Here is a 13,492-nt window from a genome sequence, read left to right on the forward strand (position 1 = left end):
AGGAACCATCATGTCTGTGACCATTCATGCAACGACAGCCGAAGATCATGCAGATGTCCTGCAGCTGTTGAACGACCGTTGGACATCACCGGATATGATCATCGAAAATGAAACCATCGATGCGTCCCGGCTACCCGGCTACACAGCCCGCGCCGATGGCGAGCTTGTCGGCCTGGTGACCTTGATCAAGCGGCCGGAGGAGTGGGAAATTCTGACGCTCGACTCTTTGAATCGTTGGGACGGTGTTGGTAGCCGTTTGCTTCAGGCCGTGGTGGAAGAGGCGAAAGCCAGCCACATCCACCGTTTGACGGTTCGGACCTCCAACGACAATCTGGATGCGTTTCGGTTCTACCAGCGGCGCGGGTTCCGTTTGGAGCGCATCGGGTTCGGGGTGATTGATGCCGAGCGTGAGAAAAATCCTGGAATCCCGTTGACCGGCGACTACGGCATCGAAATCCACGACGAAGTCTTTTTTTCCCGAAGCCTGTAACATACGGAGCAAAGCAACTGTGAGGGCCTTGGGATCAGTCCTTGCGCCGCTCCACGAAGACGTTCGCCTTGAAGGAAAACACCGGTTCGTCATTCTGATTGCGTGCGATTATGTTGGAATGGACAATGCCCCACTCCGGCCGGCTGCGGCTTTCAGTCTTGCCCGTGACGACGCGTTGATAGGTCAGTGTATCACCGGCAAATACCGGTTTGAGCCACTTCAGTTTTTCAAAACCCGGAGACGGACCCACACGGGCAGACACACGCCCTTCACTTTGAGCCGCTTCGATCAATCGTTTGTTGGTTGCCACCAGCAGCTTCATGAAGACGGACGCCGTATGCCAGCCGGAGGCGCACAATCGGCCGAAATGGGTTTTGGCCGCCCCTTCTTCGCTGAGGTGAAAGGGTTGAGGGTCATATTTTTCAGCGAAGCGGATGATGTCTTCGGCTTCAAAGGTGTGCGTGCCCAATTCGATCGTTTCGCCGACTTCAATCTCCTCGAAATATTTCGTCATGGGGCGGCCTCCCGCTTCAGGAACAGAATGGGATTTTCCCAAAACATCACCTGCTTCTGATCTTGATTGGTCGCCGTGATGCGAAATGTCACGATCCCCAAGTCGGGCTTGGATCGTAGTTCCTTGCTCGCCAGAACCTCAGCTTTTGCCGTGAGTGTGTCTCCTGGATAGACCGGGCTTTGCCACTTCAGTTCATCTATACCGGGCGAGCCTTGCCCGGTGGAGTTGTTTAAGAGGTTGGTGGCGAGCAAACGCATCACCATGGAACCGGTGTGCCAGCCGGAAGCTGCCAGCCCGCCAAGCATGGAGGCTTTCCCGGCCTCTTCATCGAGATGAAACGGTTGCGGGTCGAACTCTTCGGCGAACTCGATAATATCGTCTTTGCTTGCGGTAACGCTGCCCAGTTCAAAAACCTGTCCGGGCTCGAAGTCTTCAAAATGATATATGTCTGGCATCAATAGCTGTGTAATTAGAGAGGCATAGCGCGGCAGGCCGCGCTATGAGGATGCGCAATCTTACCGATTGTTCAGTCGTAGTAAATCTCATTGTCGTCGAGATAGACATTGCTGGCTGCACAAATGTCGATGGCGATCGGCTCGTCGAGCACTTCGCTGTCATCAGCGCCAAGCCAGCCGATCTGGAAGACCTGATCGCAATTGCCGGTATCTGCATTGAACGCTGCTTGGGCGTTTTGACCGGGCATCAAGGCATCGCCCAGCCAGTTGTCGCTCCAGCCATCACCCCCATTTGTGTAAAAACCGACGGCAATGTTGCCTTCTGTGTTGTTGTAGACTTGGAAGTAGCCTTCCGAACCAGTGCCTTGCGCACCGGCAAAACTCGCGGTCAATGCAAAGCCTACGCCTGCCGCAGCAGATAAAAAGTATTTCATGGTGTCCCCCTGATATGCCGGGCTTTTTTAGCCTGACGCATGCATAACACGTTACTTTCGGCGGGGGCTCAAGAGAAAATGGGATTTTTGCTGACAGACAGGACGTCTCACTGAGCCGTCCATGACCGAGCTGTTGTTGGTCTGCAGTCATCAGCTTGACGAAAAGAATCTCCCCGCACACTGTGGGAGTAAATCGGGCTTCCCTATTCTGATCACAGGCCCATGTCCCCATGCCAAGAGGTTTATTCAGACGGATATGACCACACAGACAAAGCAAAGCCGTGGCGGGTCCATATTGGCCGCGGCCAGCGGAAATGTTCTGGAGTGGTACGACTTCACGGTTTACGGCTTCATGGCCTCCACAATCGCTGTTCTCTTCTTTCCTTCCGAGGACAAAGTCGCTTCGCTCTTGTCAGCATTTGCGGTGTTGGCAGTCGGATATGCAGCGAGGCTGGTAGGCAGTTTGCTGTTTGGGCATATTGGTGACCGCTTCGGCCGCAAACCAGTGCTGATTGCCTCGGTGATGACGATGGGTTTGGGATCAGTCGCCATTGCGGCCCTGCCGACTTATGACCAGATTGGCATTACAGCTGCTGTTCTCCTCGTCCTGATACGGATCGCCCAGGGAATATCAGTTGCGGGTGAATACACAACATCTGGCGTGCTCATCGTTGAACAAGCCCCTGCAAACAAACGGGCTTTGACCGGCTCCTGGATTGCGTTTGCGATGATGTGGGGCTGTGTTCTGGGATCTGCAGTGCCAACGCTGATCAGCAACCTTTTGACCGATGAACAGATGCACAGCTGGGGCTGGCGGATCCCGTTCGTCATTGGTGGGTTGATTGCTTTCTTAAGCACCGTCCTCCGGCGGCATCTGACCGAGGCCGCTCCCAAAGTCCAAGAGTGGGAATTGGGCTCACCGGTGCTGCACACCTTGAAGCGGTTTCCTGGTCTCATTTTCGAGATGATGGTGCTCGTGATCCCGGTGTCCGTGATCTATTTTGTGATCTTCGTGTATGCCGTGACCTACATCGGCAATGAATCTGACTTCACATCCGCCGAGGCGCTGGACATCACAACTGCAAACCTCGTCATCATGGCCTTGTTTGTGCCGGTCTGCGGGTACATCGCTGACAAAGTTGGCCTGAGAGCCGCTTTGATGGCCGCAGCTATCAGTGCGATCGTGCTGGCATTGCCTTGCTGGTGGCTAATGCTTTCAAACAAGCTGGAACTGGTCTTTGTCGGTCAGCTGGGATTGACGCTCGCCAGCACCGCTGGGTGGGCCCTGTCGATTACTGCTCTGACGCAAATGGCGCCGCAGCACCTTCGATGCAGTACAGTCGCCATCGGCTACAATATCTGCCTGGCGGTTTTCGGGGGCACAACGCCTTTTGTGGCAACCTACCTTGTGCAGGAAACCGGCGACACGTTCGCACCCGCCTATTACATCGTGCTCGTTTCGATCCTGTCTGCAATCGTCATCTGGCGGATCCCGAAACATATTGCGCGGGCAGGGCCCATGTCTGTTGAGCCCGATTAAGGGCTGCCTGCTCTAGAGCGGCCAGAACACCAGGATCGCCGGAATGCCGACAGCCAAAACCAGCACTTCCAGTGGAAGGCCGATGCGCCAGTAATCGCCGAAGCGGTATCCGCCGGGGCCCATGATGATCGTGTTGTTCTTGTGTCCGATAGGGGTCAGAAAGGCACAGGAACCGGCCACCGCGACCGCCATCAGGAACGGGTCGGGATTAACACCGAGACTGTTTGCGATCTGAACCGAGATAGGGGCTGCGATCAGGCACGTCGCGACGTTGTTCAGGAAATCCGACAAGGTCATTGTGACGGCCATCAAAACCGCCAAGGTGACCCAGGCTGGCGCTCCGGCCGTCAGAGCCAGAATGCCATCGGCAATGATCTGGGCATTCCCCGCTGCTTCAAAGGCTTGTCCGAGAGGGATCAGCGAACCGAGAAGAACGATCACTTTCCATTCGACGGCTGTGTAGACATCAGATCCGCTGACGAGGCCAGTCGCCGCATAAAGGACGACGCAGGCAGCAAGAGCGACCGGAAGGTATGCGAACCCTGCGACAGCTGCTGCGATGGCAAGAACGAAGCCCAAAATAGCCAGACGGGCCTTGTTGCGCTGGATCATCCCCGTGGTTCTGCCTTCCAGCGGAAACACGCCAAGCCATTGAACTGCCATCTCCAAACGATCGGATGAACCAAGCAGGAGGAGGACATCACCCGGCCGGATGGTTTCATGCCGGACGCGGTTCTGGATCCTGCGCCCGGCACGGGAAATGCCCAGCAGCGTCACGCCGTGACCGTAAAGAAGCCTGAGCTGAAAGGCGGACGTGCCATTGATGCGCGCTGTGTCTGGAACAATGGCCTCGGTGAGGCTCAAGGCTCCGCCAGTCAACCCGCCTTTGTGGCGTTCGGAGCCGGCGAACTCCAGTTTTGCCGCTCCCATAAAGGCTTCGATAGCCTTCGGATCGCCTTCCACCAGAATGAAGTCGTTCTCCTTGATCAATTCCCGGCGGGCAAACCCTCTGATGCGGCTGCCATGGCGCACCAGTCCGATGATCGCGACATCTTTTTCGTCCGCGACGGGATAAAGATCGCCAAGCGTGAGGTCTTTGTCTTCGGGAAGTTTGCCGACTTTCAATTCCGCGCTGTAGAGCCCCTCGGCCATGCTGTCGGTTTCGGGTGCCTGCCGGAACCGTGCCGGCAACAGCCGCCAGCCGATCAATGTAACAAAGGCAATGCCGCTGATCGCGACAACAAGGCCGACCGGGGCGAAATCGAACATGGAAAACGGCGAACCGAGCGCGTCTGACCGGTACTCGGCAATCACGATGTTGGGCGGTGTTCCGATCAATGTGATCATACCGCCGAGGATCGTTGCGAAGGAAAGCGGCATCAACGACAGACCGGGAGACCGGGCTGCCTTCTTGGCGGCTTCCAGATCCAGCGGCATCAGAAGCGCGAGAGCTGCCACATTGTTGATGATGCCGGATAGTCCGGCGCCGACGATTGCCATGATGCCGATATGACCCGACAAGCTACGGGATGCTGAGAACAGGTACTTGGCAACCAGTTCGACGGCACCGGAATTCATCAGTCCGCGGGATACGATCAGCACAAGGGCGATGATGATGACTGCCGGGTGGCCGAACCCGGAAAAGATCTGATCCGAGGGGACAAGGTCCAGGAAGGCAGCAAGGATTAGCGCGGCAAAGGCGACCAGGTCGAAGCGGATTTTGCCCCAAATCAACAGGGCGAAGACGACTGCAAAGAGTGAAAACAGCAGTATCTGATCCAGCGTCACCTTGGAATTCTCCGATCCGTTCGCGTCGCCTGGAAAGTGCTGGAACTTAGGCCGGATTGGCGTTCAGCGTCGAGCGATTTCTCCGAAAGCTCCGTGTGGTACGCAAAGCCATATGCTGGGTGCGGAATTTAGGAACCTGTAATGTTCTGAACATCCACAGGACACATTCAAACACCACATGCTTTTCCAGACAGGAACAGACCAACTGGAAAGGAAAACAGAAATGAGCAAAGTGTCAAAAACAACCATCCGCTGCGAAGCCAACGACCACTACGACCGCGTTGAATATTACGCAAAGTCCCGGCACTATCGCTTGGTGCCCCGGAAGTGGCGCGATGAAGCCGGTCCGAACCCCTTGGTAATGCAGGGCTTGAATGTAAGTTGAGAGATCCCCCGGGCTCAGGATGTTCCGGGGGATCTTTTTGTCGGGACTGAAGCAGGCGCTATCTGCTTTAAATCACAGTGACTTCCAGGGGAGGCAATCCCGTCACTGAACCAACCAGCTTGTCGCCGCGCACAACAGGCCCAACGCCTGCAGGCGTGCCGGTTTGGATGACATCTCCCGGCGCCAGTTCAAAATACTCAGAAAGATAGGAAATCATTTCCGGCACCTTCCAGATCATTTGATTGAGGTCGCCCTCTTGGCGCAGATCACCGTTTACCGTGAGCTGGATCCTGCCTTCGGAGAGATCGCCGCAGTCGGCCGCCGGGACAATGGGCGTGATGGGGGCGGACTGCTCAAACGCCTTTCCGATCTCCCAGGGACGGCCCATCTTCTTTGCGTTTCCTTGAAGATCGCGCCGTGTCATGTCGAGCGAAACGGCATACCCGAACACATGATCCAGGGCTTCGCCCACCGGAATGTTGCGCCCGCCTGATTTCAGTGCGACGGCCAGTTCGATCTCATGATGTACGTCGTCGGACTTCGGCGGGTAAGGAAACGAACCGGAAGTGTTGAGATTGTCCGGGTTCTTCTGAAAAAAGAAGGGCGGCTCCTTGTCCGGGTCGTGGCCCATCTCCACGGCGTGGGCGGCGTAGTTCCGGCCTATGCAATAGACACGGCGGACCGGGAACAGGTCTCCGATGCCGTCAACGGGCACTGCGGTCACGGCAGGAGGAGCAAAAACAAAAGTCGGCATGGTGAAAAGCTCTGCCTAGAGTGTCGAGTTCGGAGAATTGCGCAAAGGACAGTATCCCTTGCGCCCAGAAAAAAGCCCGGGCAGGGACCCGGGCTCTGATTTCATATCAAGTGTTAAACTTGAAGAGCAGAACGTCCCCGTCCTTGACGATGTACTCCTTGCCTTCATCGCGGGCCTTGCCGGCTTCCTTGGCTGCGCTCTCGCCGCCGAGCGATGTGTAATCGTCGTAGGCAATGGTCTGTGCGCGAATGAAACCCCGTTCAAAGTCCGTGTGAATGACGCCGGCAGCACCTGGTGCCTTGGTGCCGTTTGTGATGGTCCAGGCGCGGGTTTCTTTTGGTCCAGCGGTGAAATACGTGATCAGGCCGAGGAGTTCGTATCCGGCCCGGATCATCCGGTCGAGACCTGGTTCTTCCAGTCCGATGGTCTCCAGGAATTCTTCCTGTTCTTCCTTGTCGAGCTGAGAAATCTCAGCTTCGATCGCAGCGGAAATCACAACGGCAACGGCACCTTCCGCAGCCGCCTTCTCTGCGACTTTCCGGGACAGCTCGTTGCCTTCTCCTGCGGACGCCTCATCAACGTTGCAGACATAAAGAACAGGTTTGGATGTCAGAAGGTTGAGGCCCTTAAGGATCTTGGCTTCTTCCGCGTCCGCTGTTTCCAGCATACGGGCAGGTTTACCGTCCTGAAGGAGTGCCAGTGCGCCTTCCATGATCGGAAGAACTGCCTTGGCTTCCTTGTCGCCACCGGTCGCTTTTTTCTTCAGCGGCGCGATGCGTTTCTCCAGGCTTTCCATGTCGGAGACCATGAGCTCGGTCTCCACTGTATCGGCATCGGCGATCGGATCGATGGCACCATCTACGTGGGTGATGTCATCGTCTTCAAAACACCGCAAAACGTGCGCGATGGCATCGACTTCGCGGATGTTCGCAAGGAACTGGTTGCCGAGACCCTCACCTTTGGAGGCACCACGCACAAGGCCTGCAATGTCCACGAAGGTGATCCGCGTCGGGATCACTTCCTTCGATTGCGCAATATCACGAATTGCATAAAGGCGCGGATCCGGCACCGCAACTTCGCCGGTGTTCGGCTCGATGGTGCAGAACGGATAGTTTGCGGCCTGGGCCGCAGCTGTCTTGGTCAGCGCATTAAAAAGCGTGGACTTGCCGACATTCGGCAGTCCGACAATGCCGCACTGGAAACCCATAGGAGTTCGCTTTCGGTTTGTGTCTGAAACTGTTGCCGCGCTTCATGCCCGAGGGGACCGGCAAGGTCAAGGGTTTGGCGGTTCCAAGCTGGTTACGAACATCGTGGAAGTGCTGAAGTAGGGACCAGCTTGGAGTGCGTATTGTGGGTTTGTTCTCTCAGGTCCGCTTTTAACCCGCCGGATTGAAGCCTTGTTCGTTTATTGCAGACCGGTTGGATCGATCAGTCCGCCAGTGCAGCCCATCCCGATCTCATTTGCGGCGAGCATAAGTTCGCCCAGATCCGAAGTTGGGGTGATCTGGCCTTTCAGGCTAAGCCAAATCTCGTTGATCAAAGTTCGGCCGCCATCGTTGGTACACTTGATCAGGACCCGTGCGCCTGTGCCGACGCCGAAGGCAGCATCAAAGGTGGCCCGAATTTGTGCGCCGGAAACCTCGCGGCCGACATTGTTGAAGAACACGTCGCCGACGGCTGAATCGTTTACGAGGCCAGTCAGATAGAGGGTGTCGTCGTAGTACTCGTCCGCGCCGCCGGCGCCGAAGTAGCAGGTGCCGTGTTTGATCCACTCGTGATAATGCAGGAAGCTCGCAAAACCGGGCATGGCCGCGGCGAGTGCGTCGGCCGTTTCGGTGTCAATCTCAGGGGCGGGGAGGAGGTGCCAGTTGCCCGGTTTGTCGAGGTTTCGAACAGAGGCCGGCACACCGCAATAGTCGTTACCTTTCGGTTGCGGCCAGAGCCCATGGATGGACAGTTGACGGGTTGTGTGCGGCAGATTTCCTGAATTCAGATCCTGGCACTCCTGTTTGCCGGGGCGGATCTCACAAAAAGCAGGCTGCCAGCTGAGCGTCAGCAGATTGTCTGTGGATTCCTGTCCGCTTGTAACAGGCGTGATGCCAGGGTCGACGACTGGATCGACGGTCACCGTGCCGGCATCCACCACATGCACACCGCAAGATGTGCTGACCCAGCGGAGCTGCGTCACCGGAGCATCATCAACCAGGATCTGGAAATAATCGCCGCCTTGTTTGTTGATGCCCCTGATGTCGTAGGCAATCCGCGGAGACGTCAAGACGTTGCCGGGATTGGTCTGCCTGTTCTTGCTTTGGTAGGCTTCGCAGGTTTGTTCGGCGATGAAATAGCCTTCAAGTTTCTTGAAGGCAGCCGCGGGCGTGAGTGTGAGCCCCAGAACAACGCTTGCAAGAACAACCTGGCGCATGATTTCCCCTTTTATCAAGCTTGGGGCCATTATCCTGATGCAGGTTACCACAATATGACGTGCGGTTGTGTGATCTAAAATCTCTAATTGTATTCTATGTTTTGTCGCCACCACCCAGAAGCTTTTTCAGCATGTCTGCCATCGGGCCTGACTTGGGCAAGTTCGCGGCGGGTTTATTCTGCCGGGCCTGGCGAATATGGCTCTGCTGTTTTGGCTTGGAGGGCTTGTCCGGCTTCTGGGAGGCCGCCTTGTTGCCGCGCTGAGCTTTTTCCGGTTCGAGCGCCAATGTCATCTTGTTGGCAAACTGGCTGTCTTTTGCTTCTGCCAAAAGGCCAGCCTGATCAGCAATTTCTGCAAGCAGCGGGTCCAGCCAGTCTTGGTCCGCCTTGGAGAAGTCGCCTAGGACATAGTTGGAGACGAGTTTTTTGTCGCCCGGATGACCGATTCCAAGCCGCAAACGCCGGTACTCCTGACCAATATGCGCCGATATTGACCGCAGACCGTTGTGACCGCCATGACCACCGCCCTTCTTCATCCGGAATTTGGCAGGCGGGAGATCCAGTTCATCATAAATGACGACTATGTCTTCCGGCTCGATCTTGAAAAAGCGCATGGCTTCGCCGACTGCGCGGCCGGATTCGTTCATGTAGGTGGAGGGCTTGAGCAACAGCACCTTTTCGCTGCCCAGACGCCCCTCAGAGACCTGACCCTGAAAACGGGCGCGCCAGGGTTGGAAACCGGAATTGCGGCGGTGGATCTCATCAAGCGCCATGAAACCAATGTTGTGGCGGTTATGGGCGTATTTTCCGCCGGGATTTCCAAGGCCGACAATCAGTTTCATGATCTGTCTCTGCGCGTTCTTTGAAATCAGGGTGCTGAAACGAAAAGGCAGCCGAAATCGGCTGCCCAAAGTGCAGAAGACGATGCCGTCTTCTGCAAATTTATCGAAGGATCAAGCTTATTCGCTTGTCTCTTCTTCACCACCTTCGGCTTCTTCTTCGTCGTCCTGTACACCGCCGCCAGGAGCAGCAAGTGTTGCGACGGTGAAGTCACGGTCGGTAATGGTCGGCTGCGCGCCTTCCGGCAGGGTGGTTGCCGATATGTGCAGCGTGTCGCCGATTTCGACTTTCGCAAGGTCGAAGACCAGTGTTTCCGGGATGGCATTCGCCGGAACGATCAGCTCGACAGTGTGACGAACCACGTTCAGCATGCCGCCTTTTTTCAGGCCCGGGCAGGTCTCTTCGTTGATGAAGGTCACCGGAATATCGACCGTCAGGGTCGTGTTGCCGGATACGCGCAGGAAATCAACGTGAAGAACATCGTCGCGCACTGGGTGCAGCTGGAAGTCCTTGGCGATGACCTGGTGCTTTTCACCGTCGATGTCGATGGTTCCGATGTTGATCAGGAAACCGCCCTTGTGCAGGGTGAGGGTGGTTTCTTTCACCGGAATGGTGATCGGCAGAGCCGGTTTCTTGTCGCCGTAGATCACGGCAGGTAGAAGGCCTTCGCGACGCAGTGCTCGTGCGGCCCCCTTGCCCACACGGTCCCGTGCCGACGCCTTCAGCTCATAGCTGGAAGCCATGGCAAACTCCTATAGGTATATGTAACGGACCGGCGAACAGGGTCACCGAGTGTTCGATCAGTTGTCCGGGATCGGTCCTACGAGCGCCTCCTCCAGGGGTGCAGGCGCGAGCGCGATATAGCTGAAACCCTTTGGAAAAGCAAGCTGCCCCGATAGGTGCGCGATTATCGTCAAATCTGCTAGTTCTCAAAAGTAAAAATTATCAACCATCGAGTGTTGTTTGAGTTATTTAGATTATTGGTTTTGTAATGCAACTCATTGGTTGAATGTAATAGTAATTCAATCAGTAAACATAAGCGACTATACATATGTGATTAAGATCTGCCGCGTTGAATGTCGTTACGGAACTCAACGGAGAGCGATCCATGAAAACGTTTTTGAAGTCCGCGGTATTTGTACTCCTTGCAACCGGTGCCGCTAACGCGAATGAGTTTAGGGCTGAGCTGGAAGAGCTGGCGAACGGCCAAATTGCCGAAATCGCGTCCTCTTCTGAAGTGATTGCGGCCGTAAAGGCACAGAACACGCAAACTGCCGGTCATGATCAGGCCAAGATCGATGAGCTCGACAAAACCTGGCGCGCTGAAGCAGAAGCAGTTGATCAGCCGATGATCGATGCCGTGCTTGAAAACGATCTGTCCGGATATTTGGCCGATCTGCAAGATGGCAGCGATGGTCTCTTTACCGAAATCTTTGTGATGGATGCCAAGGGTCTCAATGTTGGTCAGAGCGATGTGACCTCTGACTATTGGCAAGGCGATGAAGCCAAATGGCAAGAGACCTACGGCGCGGGTTCGGGCTCCGTGCACATCAGTGATCTTGAAGAAGATGAGAGCACTCAGCTTCTGCAGAGCCAGGTCAGTGTACCGGTTGTTGATCCGGATAGTGGTGAGCCTATCGGTGCCGTCACGTTCGGCGTGAACGTCGAAAATCTTTAATATTTCAACGGGCAAGGTGGAAACCTTGCCCACGTTCTTTGCGGAGCAAAGCCTTTGAAAGTCTCTCAGAAACTTCCCGCCATCATGGTCGGGATTGCATTGTTCTGTTCGGCAGGTGTCGGTATTGCGAGCTACATGTCCGGAGCACAATCTGTCCGGGATCTGGCTAAAGAAAAGCTTATGGGCCTCGCTGAAAGCCGCAAGGACGCCCTGACAGATTATCTGTCCTCTAAACAGGCTCTTGTGACAGATCATGCATCAGGCAAAGGCTTACGGGCTGCCTATTCCGACTTTGATAAAAACTGGGCGAAGTACGGCGACAAGGCGCAGGCAACCCTTACCAAGGTGTATGTCACGGACAATCCGCATCCTGCGGATCAACGTGCAGATCTTGTGAAGGCTGGCCGCAAGCCATACGACCGGGCGCATACCAAGCATCATCCTGCAATGCGGGCGTTCGCCGAATCCAACAGCTTCGACGAGATCCTATTGATCAATTTGGACGGCGATGTTGTCTACAGCGTTCAGAAAAAGGCTGATTTTGCTCAAAATCTGAAGTCAGCCGAATGGACCGGCACGGCAGCAGCCAAGGCGTTCGAGGCGGCCATTGCAGGTGCTCCGGACCAGGCGCATGTTTTCGATGTAGAGCGCTATCCTGGACCCAACGACAAGCCTGTTGGTTTTATGTCAGTACCGATTTCGGTCGGGTCAAAGGTCATCGGTGTCGCCATTTATGAGACCGCTGTCTCCCGCGTGAGCAACATGCTTGGCAAGTATGCAGGCCTTGGTGAGACTGGGAATGTGTTTTTGGTCAACGCTGACGGGATCATTCAAAACGACAGTGTTCGAACCCCCGATGTCGATGAAGTGACGAGCGATCTGCTCCAGGGCAGTCCTATTCTCAATGCACTTGGCGGCGCGCCGGAGTTCCAGGTTTTGGACGATCTGCAAGGACAGGAATCATTCGCGGCAGCCGTACCGTTTGAATATCTCGGCAAAAACTATGCTCTTGTCGTAGTGCAGAGCGCGGCTGAAGTCCTCGCCCCGCTGGCGAAGCTGCGGAACTGGACGGTGGTCATCGCTGTGGTTTGCGCACTTGGTGCCGGGCTGCTCGGCCTTTGGGTGTCGGTGCAGTTGTCCCGCCGGATCAATGGGTTGGCGGGTGTCATGGGCGCTCTGGCCAAAGGCGATACAGCGGTCAATGTCCCCAAGCAGACCTCCGACGATGAGATCAAGGAAATTGCCGACACAGTCGCCGTTTTCCGGGAGAATGCGTTGGAGCGTGAGCGGTTGGAGGCAGAGCAAAATGCCAACCAGCAAGCACAACAAGAACAAGCTCATCGGGTCAGTTCCTTGATTGAAACTTTCCGCGATGAAGTCGAGCAAATGCTTGATACGGTTGTTCACAACAACAATCAAATGCAGGCGGCCGCCGAGGGCCTCAACGGCATTGCGGATGAAACATCCGGCGAGGCGACAAACGCGTCAGCGGCCTCCGAGCAGGCGTCTGCAAATGTCCAGACCGTGGCGTCCGCCTCTGAAGAGCTGTCCGCGTCCATTCAGGAGATTGGCCGGCAAGTTGACAGCACCACGGAGATTATCCGGGCTGCACTCGGATCTGCTCAGGAAACCAACGAGCGGATTGGCGGGCTGGCGCAGCTTGCCCAGAACATCGGCGATGTTGTGAACCTGATCTCTGATATTGCCGAGCAGACCAACCTTCTGGCTCTCAATGCAACGATTGAGGCTGCACGTGCCGGAGAGGCGGGCCGAGGCTTCGCGGTTGTTGCGTCCGAAGTCAAGGAATTGGCGACACAGACGGCCAAGGCGACCGAGCAGATTGAGGCGCAGGTGTCTGAAGTCCAGGCGGCAACAAAGGAAGCCGTTTCGGCGATCGGTACGATCGCGGAAACCATGGCTACCGTCGACAATTACACCGGAAACATCGCGTCGGCGGTTCAGGAACAGGGACAGGCGACAACCGAGATTTCTGCGAATGTCCAAGAGGCTGCTCAAGGAACGCGGTCGGTCGCGGGGTCGATGGTGGCAATCAGCGAAAAGTCGCAGATGACCAGCTCCTCCGCTGGCGATGTTTTGCGGGCGTCTAATGATGTAGCCGACAAAACCGAAGACCTCCGCGGGACGGTGGACCGGTTCCTCAAAGCCGTTGAAGCTGCTTAAGGGTTGCCGGAG

General features: G+C 55.9%; 14 protein-coding genes. 5 read left to right on the plus strand and 9 right to left on the minus strand.

Annotated elements, in window-relative coordinates; translation table 11 throughout:
* The first annotated feature begins 10 nt into the window (after positions 1-10).
* A complete protein-coding gene (locus RBB44_RS16865; protein ID WP_306148814.1) occupies positions 11-490 on the plus strand; it encodes a GNAT family N-acetyltransferase in 480 nt (159 codons plus the stop codon).
* Positions 491-524: 34 nt separating this feature from the next.
* Here RBB44_RS16865 and RBB44_RS16870 read toward each other — a convergent pair whose 3' ends face one another.
* The 3 genes from RBB44_RS16870 to RBB44_RS16880 form a co-directional block, all read right to left on the minus strand.
* Positions 525-1,004: a MaoC family dehydratase gene (locus tag RBB44_RS16870; RefSeq protein WP_306148815.1), complete on the minus strand. Its 480-nt coding sequence runs from the start codon at positions 1,002-1,004 to the stop codon at positions 525-527.
* Positions 1,001-1,459 (minus strand): MaoC family dehydratase, encoded by a 459-nt coding sequence (locus tag RBB44_RS16875; RefSeq protein WP_306148816.1) that lies wholly within the window; start codon positions 1,457-1,459, stop codon positions 1,001-1,003. Before RBB44_RS16875 ends, RBB44_RS16870 begins: the two co-directional genes overlap by 4 nt.
* 71 nt (positions 1,460-1,530) lie before the next feature.
* Positions 1,531-1,893, minus strand: coding sequence for a hypothetical protein (locus tag RBB44_RS16880; RefSeq protein WP_133945974.1), 363 nt, complete (start codon positions 1,891-1,893; stop codon positions 1,531-1,533).
* Positions 1,894-2,149: 256 nt separating this feature from the next.
* Between RBB44_RS16880 and RBB44_RS16885 the strand changes: the two genes are divergently transcribed.
* Entirely contained in the window at positions 2,150-3,433 is a 1,284-nt protein-coding gene (locus RBB44_RS16885; RefSeq protein ID WP_306148817.1) for an MFS transporter, read from the plus strand.
* A gap of 12 nt (positions 3,434-3,445) precedes the next feature.
* Here RBB44_RS16885 and RBB44_RS16890 read toward each other — a convergent pair whose 3' ends face one another.
* Positions 3,446-5,221, minus strand: coding sequence for an SLC13 family permease (locus RBB44_RS16890; protein ID WP_306148818.1), 1,776 nt, complete (start codon positions 5,219-5,221; stop codon positions 3,446-3,448).
* A gap of 223 nt (positions 5,222-5,444) precedes the next feature.
* On the opposite strand from RBB44_RS16890, the gene RBB44_RS16895 reads away from it, so the two are divergent.
* Positions 5,445-5,606: a hypothetical protein gene (locus tag RBB44_RS16895; RefSeq protein ID WP_166672590.1), complete on the plus strand. Its 162-nt coding sequence runs from the start codon at positions 5,445-5,447 to the stop codon at positions 5,604-5,606.
* A 67-nt stretch (positions 5,607-5,673) separates the two neighbouring features.
* Here RBB44_RS16895 and RBB44_RS16900 read toward each other — a convergent pair whose 3' ends face one another.
* From RBB44_RS16900 to RBB44_RS16920, 5 genes are all read right to left on the minus strand, one after another.
* Positions 5,674-6,360, minus strand: a complete 687-nt coding sequence (locus RBB44_RS16900; RefSeq protein WP_306148819.1) for a fumarylacetoacetate hydrolase family protein — start codon at positions 6,358-6,360, stop codon at positions 5,674-5,676.
* Between the two features lie 106 nt (positions 6,361-6,466).
* Positions 6,467-7,567 (minus strand): redox-regulated ATPase YchF, encoded by a 1,101-nt coding sequence (gene ychF / locus RBB44_RS16905; protein WP_209174387.1) that lies wholly within the window; start codon positions 7,565-7,567, stop codon positions 6,467-6,469.
* A gap of 198 nt (positions 7,568-7,765) precedes the next feature.
* The gene (locus tag RBB44_RS16910) at positions 7,766-8,782 is read right to left on the minus strand and encodes a ribonuclease T (protein ID WP_306148820.1); all 1,017 of its coding nucleotides are present in this window, start codon (positions 8,780-8,782) and stop codon (positions 7,766-7,768) included.
* A 94-nt stretch (positions 8,783-8,876) separates the two neighbouring features.
* Positions 8,877-9,623 carry an aminoacyl-tRNA hydrolase gene (gene pth / locus RBB44_RS16915; RefSeq protein WP_306148821.1) on the minus strand — a complete coding sequence of 249 codons (747 nt, stop codon included), beginning with the start codon at positions 9,621-9,623 and terminating at the stop codon, positions 8,877-8,879.
* A 117-nt stretch (positions 9,624-9,740) separates the two neighbouring features.
* Positions 9,741-10,364, minus strand: a complete 624-nt coding sequence (locus RBB44_RS16920) for a 50S ribosomal protein L25/general stress protein Ctc (RefSeq protein ID WP_133945991.1) — start codon at positions 10,362-10,364, stop codon at positions 9,741-9,743.
* Positions 10,365-10,729: 365 nt separating this feature from the next.
* On the opposite strand from RBB44_RS16920, the gene RBB44_RS16925 reads away from it, so the two are divergent.
* Complete coding sequence (locus RBB44_RS16925) at positions 10,730-11,299, plus strand: PDC sensor domain-containing protein (protein ID WP_306148822.1); 570 nt, start codon at positions 10,730-10,732, stop codon at positions 11,297-11,299.
* A gap of 54 nt (positions 11,300-11,353) precedes the next feature.
* Complete coding sequence (locus RBB44_RS16930) at positions 11,354-13,480, plus strand: methyl-accepting chemotaxis protein (RefSeq protein ID WP_306148823.1); 2,127 nt, start codon at positions 11,354-11,356, stop codon at positions 13,478-13,480.
* Positions 13,481-13,492: the final 12 nt, after the last annotated feature.

It is taken from the genome of Roseibium sp. MMSF_3247 (assembly GCF_030733765.1).
In the GTDB taxonomy this organism is placed as follows: Bacteria; Pseudomonadota; Alphaproteobacteria; order Rhizobiales; family Stappiaceae; genus Roseibium.